This window comes from Kocuria rhizophila (assembly GCF_003667225.1).
Lineage (GTDB): Bacteria > Actinomycetota > Actinomycetes > Actinomycetales > Micrococcaceae > Kocuria > Kocuria rhizophila.
Genome location: NZ_RCOM01000062.1, coordinates 1 through 16,084 on the forward strand (window position 1 = coordinate 1; position 16,084 = coordinate 16,084).

The following is a 16,084-nucleotide window of genomic DNA, read 5'->3' on the forward strand; positions in this document are numbered from 1 at the left end:
CCACGGAACTGTTCACGGGTGGCTAGTGCGCGGCGGGAGCCCGGATGCCTCGGGTGGGCCACCCCGCCCGGGGCGTCTCACTGCGGCGGGGTGGCCACCGTGAGATCCCACGGGTCGGTGCGCAGCGTGCTCACGTGGATCTCCACCGCGTAGCCGCGGGCGGTCAGCGCACGCTGCAGGTCCTCGGCGGCCCACGGGAGCCACAGGGCCTCGCTCGCGGAGTGCGCGGCGTCCACCAGCGCGGGGGTGCCGTGCTCCCCCGGCCCGAGGGCGCGCTCCCTGGCCTCCGACGCCGGGTGGTGGCGCAGGTCCGCGGTCACGTAGACGTCCGCGCCGTGGCTGCGCACGACGTCGAAGAGGGAGTCCCCCGAGCCGCCGCACACCGCCACCGTGCTCACGCGCCGCTCCGGATCACCCGCCACCCGGAGTCCCTGCACCGTGGGCGGGATGCGCCGCGCCAGCCGTTCGGCGAGCTCTCTCAGGATCACCGGCTCGTCCAGGGTTCCCACACGGCCCAGCCCCGTGCGGGGGTCGGAGGAGTGCGGAACGAGCGGAGCGGCGTCGTCGGGCCCGACGCCGCACGCCGCGATCAGCGCGTCCGAGACGCCGCGGCGGGCCGAGTCCGCGCTGGTGTGGCAGCACAGCAGGGCGCAGCGGTTCTCCACGAGGTCGTGGACCACGCGGCCCTTGAAACCGTCCGCGGCCACGGAGGTGACTCCGCGCAGCAGCAGGGGGTGGTGGGTGAGCAGCAGGTCAGCTCCCGCGTCCACGGCCTCCCGGACCACGGCGGCCACGGGATCGACGGCCAGGTGGATGCGCCGCACCGGGGCCTCGGGGCGCCCGAGCACCAGACCGGACGCGTCCCAGTCCTCCTGGAGCCGGAAGGGCCACAGTGCGTCCGCCGCGGCGACGACGTCCTGGACCGTGGGGTGCGGATCGGATGGCGGCTGATCGGTGCTCATGGCCCCATCCTAGGAGCGCGGCCTCCGCCACGGGCGGGGAATCTTCTGGCGCGCCACGCGTTGTACTGGGCATGACTTCATCGACGCCGCAGACGTTCGTGCTGGCCGGTGGCTGCTTCTGGTGTCTGGACGCCGTGTACCGCAGGGTGCGCGGAGTGCAGAGCGTGCGCAGCGTGTACACGGGTGGGCACACGCCGCACCCGGACTACGAATCGGTGTGCTCCGGAACCACCGGCCACGCCGAGGCCGTGGAGGTCGTGTTCGACCCGGACGTGGTGCCCGCGGACGTGATCCTGGACCTGTTCTTCACGGGTCACGACCCCACCACCCTGAACCGCCAGGGCTACGACGTGGGCACGCAGTACCGCTCAGCCGTGTTCCCGGCGGACGAGGAGCAGCGCCGCCTCTTCGAGGCCGCCATCGTGCGCGCCCAGGAGCTGTTCGACGACCCCGTGGTCACCACGGTGGAGCCACTGGGCCCGCTGCACGAGGCCGAGGACTTCCACCAGGACTTCTACGGCAACCAGCCGTTCAACGGCTACTGCCAGGTGATCATCAACCCCAAGCTCGCGAAGGTCCGCCAACATTACGCCGCGTGGCTCACGGACTGAGGAACCGCCGGAAACCGGGGCTACGCTGACACGGAATCCGCGCCCTCACCCGGCACCGTCATGCCGCGCGTACGGCACCGCAGAACCGCGACACCACAGAACAAGGAGACAAGTGATGGGCAAGATCTACAACGACGTCACAGAGATCGTGGGGGGCACCCCCCTGGTGCGCCTCAACCAGCTGGACAAGGACCTCCCCGGCAACGTGGCGGTCAAGCTCGAGTTCTACAACCCCGCCAACTCCGTGAAAGACCGGATCGGCAAGGCCATCGTGGACGCCGCCGAGGCGTCCGGGCAGCTCAAGCCCGGCGGGACCATCGTGGAGGGCACCTCCGGCAACACGGGCATCGCCCTGGCCATGGTGGGTGCCGCCCGCGGCTACAAGGTCATCCTCACCATGCCCGAGACCATGTCCACCGAGCGTCGGGTCATGCTGCGCGCCTACGGCGCGGAGATCGTGCTCACCCCGGGCGCGGACGGCATGCGCGGCGCCGTGGACAAGGCCCAGGAGATCGTGGACACCACCGAGAACGCCGTCCTGGCCAGCCAGTTCGCGAATCCCGCCAACCCGAAGGTCCACTACGAGACCACAGGACCCGAGATCTGGAACGACACCGACGGCGCCGTGGACGTCTTCGTCGCCGGCATCGGCACGGGCGGCACCATCTCCGGTGCCGGCAAGTACCTCAAGGAGCAGAAGCCGGAGGTCCGGCTCGTCGCCGTGGAGCCCTCCGACTCCCCGCTGCTCACCGAGGGCAAGGCCGGCCCCCACAAGATCCAGGGGCTGGGCGCCAACTTCGTGCCGGACGTGCTGGACCGCGAGATCTACGACGACGTCTACGACGTCACCGTGGAGGACTCGGTCCAGTACGCCCGTGAGCTCGGCAGCAAGGAGGGCATCCTGGGCGGGATCTCCACCGGCGCGATCATCTGGGCCGCGCTGCAGGAGGCCGCCAAAGAAGAGAACCGGGACAAGCTGATCGTGGCCGTGGTGTGCGACTACGGCGAGCGCTACGTCTCCACCATCCTGTACGAGGACATCCGGGGCTGAGTCCCGGTCAGACCGCCCGGGGCGCGGGACACCCGTCCCGAGCATCCGTTGCACATCGGCGGGCACCGGTTCACCGGTGCCCGCCCCGTTCCACACCAGGGGGTAGCACGCGTGGGTTTCTGGCGCAGACTGCACGAGGACCTCGAGACCGCCCGCACGCACGATCCGGCGGCCCGCTCCAGCGTGGAGATCGTCCTGAACTACTCGGGGCTCCACGCCATCTGGGCGCACCGGCTCTCCCACCGGCTGTGGCAGAACCCCGACCGTCGGCTGCTGGCGCGCACCGTGTCCCAGCTGGCGCGCTTCGCCACGGGTGTGGAGATCCACCCCGGCGCCACGATCGGTCGGCGCTTCTTCATCGACCACGGCATGGGCGTGGTGATCGGCGAGACCGCTGAGATCGGTGACGACGTGATGCTCTACCACGGTGTGACCCTGGGCGGGCGGTCCATGGCGCCCGTGAAACGCCACCCCACGGTGGAGGACCGGGTCACCATCGGTGCGGGTGCCAAGGTGCTGGGGCCCATCACTGTGGGGCGCGACTCTGCCGTGGGCGCCAACGCCGTGGTGGTCAAGGACGTCCCCGCGGAATCGATCGTCACGGGCATCCCCGGCAAGGTCCGCCCCCGCACGCCCGAAAAGAAGGCCCCGCTCGTGGACCCCGCCGCGTACGTGGATCCCGCCATGTGGATCTGACGCGGCGCTACCGCACCTGGCTCCAGGAATGCGCAACGGGCCGGGTTCCCCTTGGGGAACCCGGCCCGTTCTCATGCGCTGCGTCCCACGACGACGCCGCGCGACCGCCTCAGGAGACGACCTCGGAGCGGTCCCCGCTCCACAGCACGTGGAAGCTGGAGTCCGGGTCGTCAACGCGCTTGTACGTGTGCGCCCCGAAGTAGTCGCGCAGCCCCTGGGTCAGTGCCGCGTTCAGGCGCGGGCGGCGCAGGGCGTCGTAGTACGCGAGCGCGGACGAGAACACCGGTGCGGGAATGCCGCGCTCGACGGCGCGTGCCACCACGCGGCGCCAGGCCGGCAGCGCGTCCTCGATGGACTTCACGAACTCCGGCGCGAACAGCAGGTTCAGCGGAGCCTTGTCCCCCTCGTAGGCGGCCATGATCACGTTCAGCAGCTCGGCGCGGATGATGCAGCCGTTGCGCCACAGGCTCGCGATCGAGGCGAGGTCCAGGTTCCACCCGTACTCGCGTCCGGCCATGGTGAGCATGTCCAGGCCCTGGGCGTAGGAGACCAGCTTGGACGCGTAGAGCGCCTTGCGGACGTCGTCCACGAACTCCGGGTCCTTCACCACGTCCTCGGTGGTGTCCCCGATGCCCGCGGGCAGCACCTCCTGGGCCTCCTTGCGCATGGCGGGTTCCGAGGAGGACAGCGCGCGGGCGAACACGGACTCGGCGATCGCGGTGACCGGGGAGCCGAGCTCCAGGGCCTCCTGCACGGTCCAGCGCCCGGTGCCCTTCTGGCCCGCGGCGTCCGCGACGATGTCGATGAACGGCTTGCCGGTCTTCGGGTCCACCTGGCGCAGCACCTGCGACGTGATCTCGATCAGGTAGGAGGACAGTTCGGTGGTGTTCCACTCGTCGAACACGTCCGCCTGCTCGGCGGGCTCGAGCCCGGCCACCGAGCGCAGCAGCTCGTGGGCCTCGCCGATCACCTGCATGTCCGCGTACTCGATGCCGTTGTGCACCATCTTGACGAAGTGCCCGGCGCCGTCCGTGCTGATCCACGCGCAGCAGGGAGCACCGTCGTCCGCCTTCGCGGAGATGTCCTCGAGCATGGGCCCCAGCGTGCTGTACGACTCCTCGGAGCCACCCGGCATGATGGAGGGGCCGTTGAGCGCGCCCTCCTCGCCACCGGAGACGCCGACGCCCACGAAGTGCAGCCCGTTCTGCGCGCACTCGCGCTCACGGCGGCGGGTGTCCTGGAAGTAGGAGTTGCCGCCGTCGATGATGATGTCGCCCTCGTCCAGCAGCGGGGTGAGCTGCTCGATCACGGAGTCCACGGGCGCACCCGCCTTGACCATGACCAGCACGCGGCGCGGGCGCTCGAGGGAGTCCACGAGCTCCTGCATGGTCTCCGTGCGGATGAAGTCACCCTCGGAGCCGTGCTCCTGGATCAGCGCATCCGTCTTGGCGGACGAGCGGTTGTGCAGCGCCACCGTGTATCCGTGGTGCGCGAAGTTGCGGGCAAGGTTGGCGCCCATCACGGCAAGGCCGGTGACACCGATATCAGCTTTCTTTTCTGCAGCCATGGCTCCTAGCCTACGCACCCGGACCGACAGCGCGCAGACCCGTGCGTGGCGCGGGTGGATGGGCAGACGATGCGAAAAACCCCGGAGCCATGTGGCTCCGGGGTTTCCCTCGCAGTGGAGACCGACGGAATCGAACCGCCGTATCTGTCACGCCCGAAGGCGATCAAGCGCACCAGCGTCCCCTGGTGAACAGCTGCGGTTTCCCGCGAGCTACCCCATCATCTTAACGCCAGGTGACGCGCTCGTGTCAAACCGGACAGCTCCGTATGAGCGGCACGTGTGCAAGCTCACCCCACCCGTCCTGGGCGGGAACCCGACCGAACGGTAGGCTGACTCCCAATCGGGTGCTGGCAGCTGCTCCAGTCGTGCCCACCCGATCCCGGGCCTTTAGCTCAGCTGGTAGAGCGCTACGTTTACACCGTAGATGTCGTCGGTTCGATCCCGGCAGGGCCCACCAGCGCACGCCCCGCCCGTCCTCGCACGGGCGGGGCGTCTGCATCTCCGGATCCCCGACCCGTGGTGGACGGGACTCCGCAGCCGTGGCTCTGTCCACAGACGGGCCCGTACCCCTTCCCCGTGGTTTCCCCGCGTGTCTAGCGTGGGCGCGTGAACAAAGTCACGGGGATCATGGGCGGGCAGAGCGGCCCGGGATGGACACGGTGCTGCGCGGGCGAGAGCTGTGGGCCGGCGCGGGAAAACAGGGCCGCCGCGAGCATGCCACGGGTGACCGCGCCACAGGCCGGGTGCCCGTGCGGCGTCGCCTCTCGTCCCTGTGCGGGAGCGGTCTCGTGAGCGGCCCGTCGCGCGCCCGGGTGGCCCCCTACCGACCGGGGCGCCCCTCGAGGAGGCGTGCCAGCCCAGCGTCCGTCCTGCCGCGGCTCGTGGCGTGGCTCGTGTGGCCCGTGGCCCTGGGGCTCCCACCACTGCTCTTCATCCTGCGGGTGGGCTTCGAGCTCGAGGGGCTCCACGCGGTCATCCACCTCTTCGTCGGCCTGCCCATCGCGTGGATCGCGGGCGCGGTGCTGGCCGTCCCCGTGACGGCGCGCGCCTGTTTGGTGAAGCCCTACGCCGCTGGGGCGTGGAGCACGGGCTTCCTGCTGTTCCACTGGCTGATGCAGATCCTCCTCGGACTGGCACTGGGGGATGTTGTAGACCCCCGCGGAACCACGGTTCCCGGTCCTCTGGAACGGTGGGGACTCACGCAGCGCACGGCGGACGAGGTCTCCATGGTCGCCTTCCACGGTGCCTGGATCGGGGCACTGACCGCGCTGATCGCGGCGATGGTCGAATTGGGCACGGTCCCCCGGCGGCGTCCGCAACATCCACCCGCCCCGCCTGCCGGCTGACGCCGCCCGTGCTGGCGCGCGCGACCGGTGCGGGGCCGCGGTCGATCCGGTGACGCCCCGGGTCAGTCGGCGGGTGGACGCCACATCCCGATGGCGGGCACCGTTCCGCGGCAGGCAATGGGACCGCGCGAGCGGAAGCCGAATCGTTCGTAGTACTGAACCAGGCCGGTGGTGGAAGCCTCCAGATAGGCTCCGACGTGCTGCCGGTCGATCTCCACCAGGCGGTCCTCGAGCAGGCGGGATCCCACCCCGGTGCCCTGGGCGGGTGGCACCGTGGCCAGCGCCTTGAGGTACCAGTGGGGGGACGTCGGCTGCGCGCGCTGCGTGAGGTACTCGGTCGCGAGTGCGTCCGGGAAACGGGTGCGGAAGATCCGGGCGTAGGTCGCCACACCGGGGAGCATCCGGGACAAGGAGACCCGAGTGCCCGGGGCGGCCCACAGCGCCGCACCCAGCGGCCGGTCCTCCCCCGGCGGCACCGCCAGGTAGACGTGACCGCCCGCCGCGAACGTCTCCCGCACGACGCGTCGCCACAGCAGGGTGAGGGCCTCGAGCACATCGCCGTGGGGCAGCAGACCGACCACGTGGGGATCGGTGGCGAACGCCTCGGCGAGCACCGCGGCGGCAGGCTCGGTGTCTGCGCGGGAGGCGGGGACGATCTCGAGCTGCGGTGCGGGATGGACGGAGCGATGCTGGTTCTGCGTCACACGTTCAGGCTAACAGTTGATGCACCACGGACAGCACCCTCCGCGCCTCCGTCCCTGCTCTGACCTGCGGCGGAACCGGCGCGCGGCCACCATGGCCGGTGGCGTGCCTACAGCAGCCGCGGCTGGGTGACCGTGTCCGCGGACCTCTTCGCCCGACGACGCCGCGGGGCCGGCTTCTCCTCGTGGTCCTCGTCGGCGCTCCCCGGGCTCTGCGCGGGCTCCGGCTCGGTGCCCGGTGCGTCGCGGCGCGCGGCGCGACGTCGTGCGGCGGGTGCCGCGGCGGAGCGCGCTGCCGGCGGGACGAGCGTCTGCTGTCCCGCGAGCTCGGCCTGCTGGTCCCGCAGCACGTCGATCGCGCGCTCGAAGTCCTCCAGGTCCTCGAACGCCTGGTACACCGAGGCGAACCGGAGGTAGGCCACCACGTCCAGGCGTCGCAGCGGCGGAAGGATCGCCAGGCCCACGTCGTGCGCCTCGACCTCCGCGCTGCCGGACGCCTGGATGGACTCCTCGACCTCCTGCGCGAGCATCGCGAGGTCGTCCTCGCTCACGGGCCGCCCCTGGCACGCCTTGCGCACGCCGTTGACGATCTTCTGGCGGTCGAACGGCTCGGTGACCCCGGAACGCTTGATCACGGAGATCGACGTGGTCTCGAGCGTGGAGAAGCGACGGCCGCACTCGGTGCAGCGGCGGCGCCGTCGGATGGACGTGCCGTCGTCCGACGTGCGGGAGTCCACGACCTTGGAGTCGTTGTGGCGGCAGAACGGACAGTGCACGGCTCAGCCCTTCCCGTGGGTGTCGGGGGACCCGGTGCCGGGCGCGCCCGGGACGCGGGCGGCGTCGCCCGCACGGGACGCGGGGTCGTCCTCCGCCCCGGGGGTGGAGCGCGGGGTGGCGCTGGGGGCGGCCGCGGACCCGGCCGCCCCGTGGGCGCCCTCGGCGACGTGGTCCTCCGAGCGGAGGGCCACGGCGCGGCCGTGCGCGGGCAGGTCCTCGCTGCCGGACAGGGCCACGATGTCCTCCTCCAGCTCCGCGAGCGCCTCGCGGGTGTACTCGACCACCTGCACGGCCTTCATGAAGGAAGCGGCCTGCAGCCCGGATGCGAACACGGCCGTGCCGCCCGTGGGCAGCACGTGGTTGGACCCGGCGGCGTAGTCCCCCAGCGGCACGGGACTGTACGGGCCCACGAAGATCGCCCCGGCGTTGCGGACCCGTGCGGCCACCTCGCGGGCGTCCCGGGTGTGGATCTCCAGGTGCTCCGCGGCGTAGGCGTCCGCCACGTCGATCGACTGCTCGAGCCCGTCCGTGAGCACCACCCCGGACTGCGGACCACCCAGTGCCGTGGTGATCCGCTCGCGGTGCCGTGCCTCCGGGACCTGCGCGAACAGTTCCCGCTCCACGGCCCGGGCCAGGTCCGGGGAGTCGGTGATGAGCACCGAGCCGGCCGCGGGATCGTGCTCCGCCTGGGAGATCAGGTCTGCGGCCACGAACCGGGGATCCGCGGAGTCGTCCGCGAGCACGGCGATCTCGGTGGTGCCGGCCTCAGCATCCACGCCCACCAGGGAGCGCAGCTGGCGCTTGGCCGTGGCCACGAAGATGTTGCCGGGGCCGGTGAGGGTGTTCACGGGTTCCAGGACGTCCTGGCCGTCCGTGACGCCCAGCGCCATGGCCGCGAGGGACTGCGCGCCGCCCACGGCCCACACCTCGTCCACGCCGAGCAGCCCGGCCGCCCCCAGGATCACGGGGTGCGGCAACCCGCCGAACTCCTTCTGCGGTGGCGAGCACAGCACCACGGACTCCACGCCCGCGGCCTGAGCCGGCACCACGTTCATCACCACGGAAGAGGGGTACACGGCCAGTCCCCCGGGGATGTAGAGGCCCGCGCGGCGCACAGCGGTCCAGCGGTGGCGCAGCACTGCCCCGGGCGCCACCTCCACCTCCACGTCCCGCGGCCGCTGCGCCTCGGCGAACGCCCGGGTCCGCGCGATGGCGGTCTCCAGGGCGCGTCGCACAGCCGGGTCCAGCTCCGCCACGGCCCGCGCGATCTGCTCGGGGGCCACGCGGATGCGATCCTGCTCCACACCGTCGAACCGGTGGGCTAACTCGCGCAGCGCGTCCGCCCCGCGCGTTCGGACGTCCTCGATGATCCCCCGGACGGCGTCCTCGGCCGCGGAGACGGACGACGCCGCCTGACGCGGCACCACACGGCGCAGCTCGTCCCAGCCCAGATGCCTTCCGCGCAGGTCGACGACCCTCAGGTGGGCGTCAGCGGGGCCGGAGGACGGGGTGGTGTGGGGTTGCGCGTTCACCGTGCCAGTCTACAATCGCGCGTCAAAGCCGCCCGGGACGCCCGCGCACGGTTGTCCGTGGAGGTGACGCGGATGCGACGCCACCGCGAGCGCGGAGGACGCCGGGGCGCTCAGGCCTCCAGGCAGGCGGGGCCGAGCAGCACCTTGAGGTCCCCGAACAGCGCGGGTGACGGGTTCACCCGGTACTCCGGGCCCAGCCGCATCACCTGGATGCTGCGCCGGGTGTCCAGGTGGATCCGCACCTCGGAGTCCCCCTTGTGGTTGCGCAGCACCTCCCCGATCTGGCGGATCGTGGCCTCCGTGGCGCGGTGCTCGGGCAGGGCCACGCACACCGGCCCGGAGGAGCCGTCCACGCTCAGCTCGGGCACCGTGAGCTCCTGCGCGGAGATGGTGATCGAGCCGTCGTCACGGCGCTGCATCCGCCCCTTGATCACGCAGATCAGGTCCTCCGCGAGCACGCCCGCGATCGGCGCGTACGCCTTGCCGAAGAACATGACCTCGATCGAGCCCGAGCGGTCCTCGAGCTCCACGCGGGCGTAGGCGTTGCCGGAGGACTTAGCGATCCTGCGGGACAGGGAGGTGATCATGCCGCCGATGGTGACCACGGCGCCGTCGGGCCGGGTGTTCTCCTCGGTGAGCAGCGGGGCGATCGCCGTGTCCGTGTACTGGCCCAGGGCGTCGTCGAGACCGCGCAGCGGGTGGTCCGAGACGTAGAGGCCCAGCATCTCGCGCTCGAAGGCGAGCAGGTCCTTGCGCTCCCACTCGGGGACGTCCGGGACCTCCACGGAGAACGTCTCCTGGTCCTCGTCCTCGGAGCCGCCCATCGAGAAGATGTCGAACGTGAACTCGCCGTTGTCCTCCTTCTTCTTCTGCGCCACCACGTCCTCGACGGCCTGCTCGTGGCACATCACCAGGCCGCGGCGCGTGTGCCCGAGCTGGTCGAACGCACCGGCCTTGACCATGGACTCGATGGTCCGCTTGTTGCACACCACCGCCGGAACCTTGGCCAGGAAGTCGTTGAAGGACGTGAACTTCCCCTGCTCGTTGCGGGCGTCCACCATGGCCTGGACCACGTTGGCGCCCACGTTGCGCACCGCGCCCATGCCGAAGCGGATGTCGGTGCCCACAGGGGTGAAGTTCAGCTCGGACTCGTTCACGTCCGGCGGCAGCACCGTGATGCCCATGTGACGGCACTCGGTGAGGTACATGGCCAGCTTGTCCTTGTCGTCGCCCACCGAGGTGAGCAGGGCCGCCATGTACTCGGCCGGGTAGTGCGCCTTGAGGTACGCGGTCCAGTACGAGACCAGCCCGTAGGCCGCGGAGTGCGCCTTGTTGAACGCGTAGTCCGAGAACGGCAGCAGGATGTCCCACAGCGCCTTGATCGCGGCCTCGGAGTAGCCGCGGTCCACCATGCCCTGGTGGAAGCCCTGGTACTGCTTGTCCAGCTCCGCCTTCTTCTTCTTGCCCATGGCACGGCGGAGGATGTCCGCCTGGCCGAGCGAGTAGCCCGCGACCTTCTGGGCGATCGCCATCACCTGCTCCTGGTACACGATCAGGCCGTAGGTGGTGCCCAGGATCTCCTCGAGCGGCTCCGCGAGCTCGGGGTGGATGGGGGTGATCTCCTGCGCGCCGTTCTTGCGCAGCGCGTAGTTGGTGTGGGAGTTCGCGCCCATGGGACCCGGCCGGTAGAGGGCGATGGTCGCGGAGATGTCCTCGAAGTTGTCCGGGCGCATGAGCTTGAGCAGCTGGCGCATGGGCCCGCCGTCCAGCTGGAACACGCCCAGGGTGTCCCCGCGGGCCAGCAGCTCGTAGGAGCCGGGGTCGTCGATGGGCAGGTGCTCCAGGTCCAGCACGAAGCCGTCCCGGTTCAGCGTGATGTTCTCCAGCGCGTCGGAGATGATCGTGAGGTTGCGCAGCCCCAGGAAGTCCATCTTGATCAGCCCCAGGCCCTCGCACGTGGGGTAGTCGAACTGGGTGATCACCTGACCGTCCTGCTCGCGGCGCATGAGCGGGATGATGTCGATCAGCGGGTCCGAGGACATGATCACGCCCGCGGCGTGCACACCCCACTGGCGCTTGAGCCCCTCCAGGCCCTGGGCTGTCTCGAAGACCTTCATGGACTCGGGGTCGTCCTCGAGCACCTCGCGCAGCTCACCGGCCTCGTCGTAGCGCTTGGCGTCCTTGTCGTAGACGTCCTGCAGGGAGATGCCCTTGCCCATGACGTCCGGCGGCATGGCCTTGGTGAGCCGCTCCCCCATGGAGAACGGGTAGCCGAGCACGCGTGAGGAGTCCTTGAGCGCCTGCTTGGCCTTGATGGTGCCGTACGTGACGATCATGGCCACGCGCTCGTCGCCGTACTTCTCCGTGACGTAGTGGATCACCTCGGAGCGGCGGCGGTCGTCGAAGTCCACGTCGAAGTCGGGCATGGACACGCGGTCCGGGTTGAGGAAGCGCTCGAAGATCAGCCCGTGCGCGAGCGGGTTCAGCTCGGTGATGCGCATGGCGTACGCCACCATGGAACCGGCACCGGAACCACGGCCGGGACCCACGCGGATGCCGTTGTCCTTGGACCAGTTGATGAAGTCCGCGACCACCAGGAAGTAGCCGGGGAAGCCCATCTGGATGATGATCTTCTTCTCGTACTCGGCCTGCTCGCGGACGTCGTCCGGGATCCCGCCCGGGAAGCGGTAGTGCAGCCCCTTCTCGACCTCCTTGATGAACCACGAGGTCTCGTCCTCCCCCTCGGGCGTGGGGAAGCGCGGCATGTAGTTGGCGGAGGTGTCGAACTCCACCTCGCAGCGCTCAGCGATCTCCAGGGTGTTGTCGCACGCCTCCGGGAAGTCCCGGAACAGCTCCCGCATCTGCTCGGGGGACTTGAGGTAGAACTCGTCCGCGTCGAACTTGAAGCGCTTGGGGTCCTGCAGCGTGGAGCCGGACTGCACGCACAGCAGCGCCGCGTGGGACTTGGCGTCCTCGGCGTGCGTGTAGTGCAGGTCGTTGGTCGCCACGAGCGGCAGGCTGAGGTCTTTGGCCAGGCGCAGCAGGTCCTGGGTCACGCGCTTCTCGATGCCCAGCCCGTGGTCCATGAGCTCGCAGTAGAAGTTCTCCGCGCCGAAGATGTCCCGGAACTCGGCGGCGGCCTTCACGGCCTCGTCGTACTGGCCCAGCCGCAACCGGGTCTGCACCTCCCCGGACGGGCAGCCGGTGGTGGCGATGAGCCCCTTGCCGTACTGGTTGAGCAGCTCCCGGTCCATGCGGGGCTTGTACAACTGGCCCTCCAGGGACGCCTTGGTGGAGGCCCGGAAGAGGTTCTGCATGCCCTCGCTGGACTGCGCGAGCAGGGTCATGTGCGTGTAGGCGCCGGCACCGGATACGTCGTCGCGGCCGCCGTCCGCGAACTTCACGCGGGTGCGGTCCTGGCGGGCGGTGCCCGGCGTGAGGTAGGCCTCCACGCCGATGATCGGCTTGATGCCGGCCGCGCGCGCCTTGTTCCAGAAGTCGAACGCCCCGAACACGAACCCGTGGTCCGTGGTGGCCAGCGAGTCCATGCCCAGCCGGTGGCACTCCTCGAAGAGGTCGTTCAGGCGCGCGGCACCGTCCAGCATGGAGTACTCGGTGTGCACGTGGAGATGGGTGAAGCCTTTTTTGCCGGTCGCCGAAGTCACCCGACCATTCTAGGCCGCGGCCCGGACGTCCCCGCCCGCTCCCGGGCGGAGATCCGTCACAGCTGCGGACCGCCGTCGCGCAGCGTCTCCACCGCGTAGGCCAGGTCCGTGGGGTACGGACTCTCGTACTCCACGTACTGCCCCGTGGCGGGGCTGGTGAAGCCCAGGCGCTTGGCGTGCAGCCACTGCCGGGTCAGGCCCAGACCCGCGGAGAGCGCGGGGTCCGCGCCGTAGGTGAGGTCCCCGCAGCACGGGTGCTGCAGCGCGCTGAAGTGCACGCGGATCTGGTGGGTGCGCCCGGTCTCCAGGTGCACCTCCACGAGGGACGCCCGCCCGAACGCCTCGAGCACCTCGTAGTGGGTCACCGAGTTCCGCCCGTCCTCCAGCACGGCGAAGCGCCACTCGTGGCCCGGGTGGCGTCCGATGGGCGCGTCGATGGTGCCCTTCAGCGGGTCCGGGATGCCCTGCACCACGGCGTGGTACACCTTGGTGACCGTGCGCTCCTTGAACGCCCGCTTGAGCTGGGAGTAGGCGCTCTCGTCACGGGCCACGACCATGAGACCGGACGTCCCCACGTCCAGCCGGTGCACGATCCCCTGGCGCTCGGGAGCGCCGGAGGTGGCCACGGAGATCCCCGCTCCGGCCAGTGCGCCGACCACCGTGGGTCCCTTCCACCCAGGAGACGGGTGGGCCGCCACACCGGCGGGCTTGTCGATCACCACGTACGAGGCCTCCGAGTGCACCACGCGCAGGTCCGGGACGTGCTGCGGGGCGATCCGGTGGGGATCCTCGGGCACCGGGACCTGCACCGTGTACGTCTCGGACGAGGCCACGCGGTGCGACTTGCCCACCGGCCTGCCCCGGAACCCCACCCGGTCCTCGCCGCACAGCTGGGCCGCCGCAGAACGGGACAGACCCGTCCAGGCGGCCACGGCGGCGTCGAGCCGCAGGCCGTCCTGCTCCTGCGACACCGTGAACCGGGCGTCGTCGAACTCGGGCTCCGAACCCGTGGGGCGCGTGCGCTCAGCCACCACGGGGCGCCGCCATGTCACGGTCCTTGAGGATCAGCACCATGATGATGCCGATCCCCACGGTCACGCCGCAGTCCGCGATGTTGAAGACCGCGAAGTGCGGCACGGCGATGAAGTCCACCACGTGGCCCACGCCGAAACCGGGCTCACGGAGCAGCCGGTCCGTGAGGTTGCCCAGGGTGCCCCCGAGCACCAGTCCCAGGCCCACGGCCCACCAGGGATCGCGCACGCGGCGCAGCACCCGGACGATGCCCGCGGCGACCACCGCCATCACCACGGTGAAGACCCACGTGAACTCCGAGCCCAGGGAGAAGGCGCCTCCGCTGTTGCGGATGTGCTCCCACCACAGCAGCCCCGGGACCACGGGATGCTCCACCCCGGGCACCAGGCTGCTGACCACCCACAGCTTCAACAGCTGGTCCACGGCCCAGACCGTGGCGGCCACGGCCAGCGCCACGACGACGCAGCGGCGGCCGGTCCGCTGGGGAACCTGGGCCGCCGCTGCACCGGGCATGTGATCCGTCACAGGCGCTTACTTGGCGGTGCGCTTGGTGCCGGACGCCTGCGCGGGTGCGAGCGAACCGGTGTTGTCGAGGTCCTTCAGCTGAGTGTTCAGGAAGCTCTTGAGGTTGCCGCGGTAGTCGGACTCGAAGGTGCGCAGCTCGGCCACCGCCGCCTCCAGGTCCACCTTCTCGGCCTCGAGGGCGGAGAGGGTCTCCTCCTTGGTGCGCTTGCCCTCGGCCACGAGGTGGTCCGCCTGGGTGCGGCCCTCGGTGATCAGGCGCTCACGCTCGGACTGGCCCTGGGAGACGTAGTCGTCGTGCAGCTTCTGCGCCATGGCGAGCACGGCGGCCGCGGACTGCGTGGAGTCGGTGGAGGCCGTCCCCTCGGCCACCGGGCGGGCCGCAGTGGCCGACGGCGCGGCGTCGGTGCCGCTCGTGCCGGTTCCGGTGGTCTTCGGCTCGGCGGGAGCGGTGGTCTCGGCCGGAGCCGCTGCCACGGGCTCGGACACGGTCTCCTCGCGGGAGTCACGGCTCGTGGCCGCGGCGACCGTGGTGGCCTGGCCGGCGCCGGTCCCCGGCTCGGACACGGAGGTCTCGGCGGGCGCGTCCTCGGGGCGGCCGCCGAGGGTCTCCACCTGCTTGCGCAGGGTGTCGTTCTCCTGGTGCAGGCGGCGCAGCTCCACCACGACCTCGTCGAGGAAGTCGTCCACCTCGTCCTGGTCGTAGCCCTCACGGAACTTGGTGGGCTGGAACCGCTTGTTGATGACGTCTTCGGCTGTCAGAGCCATGGGTCTGTCTCCTCGTCTCGAACTGGAACCACCCGTGCCGGGGCGCTTCTCGGCGCCCCGGGGGTGGAGGGATTTCCGGCCCAGGATACAACTGCGCACCCGGGGCCGACGACTATCACGCGCGCAGCAGCAGTCCCGCCACGATCGACTGCAGGATGCTGAGCACGAAGACCAGGATCAGGAACCCGAGATCCAGGGCCACCCCGCCGAACCGCAGGGGCGGGACCAGCCTGCGCAGCGCGTTCATGGGCGGGTCGGTGAGCGAGTAGATCGTGGATGCCGCCACCAGCGCCAGGCCCTTGGGCCGCCAGCCGCGCGCGAACATCTGGACCCAGTCCAGCACGAGACGCCCGAGCAGGGCGATGTACAGGACGTGGACCACCAGGTAGACGATCGACAGCGCGAGGTGCACGGATCAGCCCTCGACCCGTTCGAGGGACGCGGGCTCCTCGTCGATGTCGTCGCTGTGGCCCTGGTCCCGGACCTCCACGAAGGAGGGGGTCAGCAGGAACACCTTGGCGGTGACGCGCTCGATGGAGCCGTGCAGCGCGAAGACGAGTCCCGCGGCGAAGTCCACCAGGCGCTTGGCCTCGGCCTCACCCATGTCGGACACGTTCATGATCACGGGGGTCCCGTCCCGGAACGCCTCCCCGATGGACTTGGCATCGTTGTAGGACCGGGGGTGCACGGTGGTGATGGTGCGCAATTCGTTCTCGTCCTCTCGGGAACTGGGTGCCCGCTTGATGGGGGTCACCGGGGCCCTGTACTCGGGGGAACGGCGTGCCACGGAGGTGCTGCCGTTCTCGCTCACGGCCAGGGTGGAGCCACCGGTGCTCTGGGGGGTGTCCCGGGGG

The 16,084-nt window shown here is 70.5% G+C and carries 15 protein-coding genes and 1 tRNA gene; 5 read left to right on the forward strand and 11 right to left on the reverse strand.

Annotation, left to right across the window (positions count from 1 at the left end; all coding sequences use genetic code 11):
• Positions 1-77: 77 nt before the first annotated feature.
• Entirely contained in the window at positions 78-962 is an 885-nt protein-coding gene (locus tag D9R02_RS08750) for a Nif3-like dinuclear metal center hexameric protein (RefSeq protein WP_121566754.1), read from the reverse strand.
• A 71-nt stretch (positions 963-1,033) separates the two neighbouring features.
• Here D9R02_RS08750 and msrA point away from each other — a divergent pair, with 71 nt between their 5' ends.
• The 3 genes from msrA to epsC all read left to right on the forward strand — a co-directional run bounded on the left by msrA (position 1,034) and on the right by epsC (position 3,320).
• Complete coding sequence (msrA, locus tag D9R02_RS08755; protein WP_035885325.1) at positions 1,034-1,573, forward strand: peptide-methionine (S)-S-oxide reductase MsrA; 540 nt, start codon at positions 1,034-1,036, stop codon at positions 1,571-1,573.
• A gap of 115 nt (positions 1,574-1,688) precedes the next feature.
• Complete coding sequence (gene cysK, locus D9R02_RS08760; RefSeq protein ID WP_039100823.1) at positions 1,689-2,624, forward strand: cysteine synthase A; 936 nt, start codon at positions 1,689-1,691, stop codon at positions 2,622-2,624.
• 111 nt (positions 2,625-2,735) lie between these two features.
• Positions 2,736-3,320 (forward strand): serine O-acetyltransferase EpsC, encoded by a 585-nt coding sequence (gene epsC / locus D9R02_RS08765; protein WP_102614067.1) that lies wholly within the window; start codon positions 2,736-2,738, stop codon positions 3,318-3,320.
• 109 nt (positions 3,321-3,429) lie between these two features.
• Here the strand turns inward: epsC and gnd are convergent, their stop codons facing one another.
• Positions 3,430-4,887 carry an NADP-dependent phosphogluconate dehydrogenase gene (gnd, locus tag D9R02_RS08770; protein WP_019310721.1) on the reverse strand — a complete coding sequence of 486 codons (1,458 nt, stop codon included), beginning with the start codon at positions 4,885-4,887 and terminating at the stop codon, positions 3,430-3,432.
• Positions 4,888-5,268: 381 nt separating this feature from the next.
• On the opposite strand from gnd, the gene D9R02_RS08775 reads away from it, so the two are divergent.
• Positions 5,269-5,344: transfer RNA gene (locus D9R02_RS08775), tRNA-Val, on the forward strand.
• 424 nt (positions 5,345-5,768) lie between these two features.
• On the forward strand, positions 5,769-6,233 hold the full coding sequence (locus D9R02_RS08780) for a hypothetical protein (RefSeq protein WP_070636492.1): 465 nt from the start codon (positions 5,769-5,771) through the stop codon (positions 6,231-6,233).
• A 62-nt stretch (positions 6,234-6,295) separates the two neighbouring features.
• On the opposite strand, the gene D9R02_RS08785 is transcribed toward D9R02_RS08780, so the two are convergent.
• The 9 genes from D9R02_RS08785 to D9R02_RS08825 all read right to left on the reverse strand — a co-directional run.
• Positions 6,296-6,937 carry a GNAT family N-acetyltransferase gene (locus D9R02_RS08785; RefSeq protein WP_121566755.1) on the reverse strand — a complete coding sequence of 214 codons (642 nt, stop codon included), beginning with the start codon at positions 6,935-6,937 and terminating at the stop codon, positions 6,296-6,298.
• Positions 6,938-7,044: 107 nt separating this feature from the next.
• Positions 7,045-7,710, reverse strand: coding sequence for a transcriptional regulator NrdR (gene nrdR, locus D9R02_RS08790; protein WP_121566756.1), 666 nt, complete (start codon positions 7,708-7,710; stop codon positions 7,045-7,047).
• Positions 7,711-7,713: 3 nt separating this feature from the next.
• A complete protein-coding gene (hisD, locus tag D9R02_RS08795; RefSeq protein ID WP_121566757.1) occupies positions 7,714-9,243 on the reverse strand; it encodes a histidinol dehydrogenase in 1,530 nt (509 codons plus the stop codon).
• Positions 9,244-9,353: 110 nt separating this feature from the next.
• Positions 9,354-12,848, reverse strand: a complete 3,495-nt coding sequence (gene dnaE / locus D9R02_RS08800) for a DNA polymerase III subunit alpha (RefSeq protein ID WP_239358185.1) — start codon at positions 12,846-12,848, stop codon at positions 9,354-9,356.
• Positions 12,849-12,964: 116 nt separating this feature from the next.
• Complete coding sequence (locus tag D9R02_RS08805) at positions 12,965-13,942, reverse strand: RluA family pseudouridine synthase (RefSeq protein WP_019310727.1); 978 nt, start codon at positions 13,940-13,942, stop codon at positions 12,965-12,967.
• Positions 13,932-14,453 carry a signal peptidase II gene (lspA, locus tag D9R02_RS08810; RefSeq protein ID WP_259463936.1) on the reverse strand — a complete coding sequence of 174 codons (522 nt, stop codon included), beginning with the start codon at positions 14,451-14,453 and terminating at the stop codon, positions 13,932-13,934. Before lspA ends, D9R02_RS08805 begins: the two co-directional genes overlap by 11 nt.
• Before the next feature lie 18 nt (positions 14,454-14,471).
• Positions 14,472-15,230 carry a DivIVA domain-containing protein gene (locus D9R02_RS08815; protein ID WP_121566760.1) on the reverse strand — a complete coding sequence of 253 codons (759 nt, stop codon included), beginning with the start codon at positions 15,228-15,230 and terminating at the stop codon, positions 14,472-14,474.
• A 115-nt stretch (positions 15,231-15,345) separates the two neighbouring features.
• A complete protein-coding gene (locus D9R02_RS08820) occupies positions 15,346-15,642 on the reverse strand; it encodes a YggT family protein (protein ID WP_070636507.1) in 297 nt (98 codons plus the stop codon).
• A 3-nt stretch (positions 15,643-15,645) separates the two neighbouring features.
• A partial coding sequence (locus tag D9R02_RS08825) for a cell division protein SepF (RefSeq protein WP_147435342.1) occupies positions 15,646-16,084 on the reverse strand: 439 nt, incomplete at its 5' end.

What these genes read in the sequence shown, in the direction of transcription:
- D9R02_RS08750 (WP_121566754.1), bottom strand. Translation starts at nt 962, where the DNA reads ATGAGCACCGATCAGCCGCCATCCGATCCGCACCCCACGGTCCAGGAC.
- D9R02_RS08815 (WP_121566760.1), bottom strand. Translation starts at nt 15,230, where the DNA reads ATGGCTCTGACAGCCGAAGACGTCATCAACAAGCGGTTCCAGCCCACC.
- lspA (WP_259463936.1), bottom strand. Translation starts at nt 14,453, where the DNA reads ATGCCCGGTGCAGCGGCGGCCCAGGTTCCCCAGCGGACCGGCCGCCGC.
- gnd (WP_019310721.1), bottom strand. Translation starts at nt 4,887, where the DNA reads ATGGCTGCAGAAAAGAAAGCTGATATCGGTGTCACCGGCCTTGCCGTG.
- dnaE (WP_239358185.1), bottom strand. Translation starts at nt 12,848, where the DNA reads ATGCTGGACGGTGCCGCGCGCCTGAACGACCTCTTCGAGGAGTGCCAC.
- cysK (WP_039100823.1), top strand. Translation starts at nt 1,689, where the DNA reads ATGGGCAAGATCTACAACGACGTCACAGAGATCGTGGGGGGCACCCCC.
- msrA (WP_035885325.1), top strand. Translation starts at nt 1,034, where the DNA reads ATGACTTCATCGACGCCGCAGACGTTCGTGCTGGCCGGTGGCTGCTTC.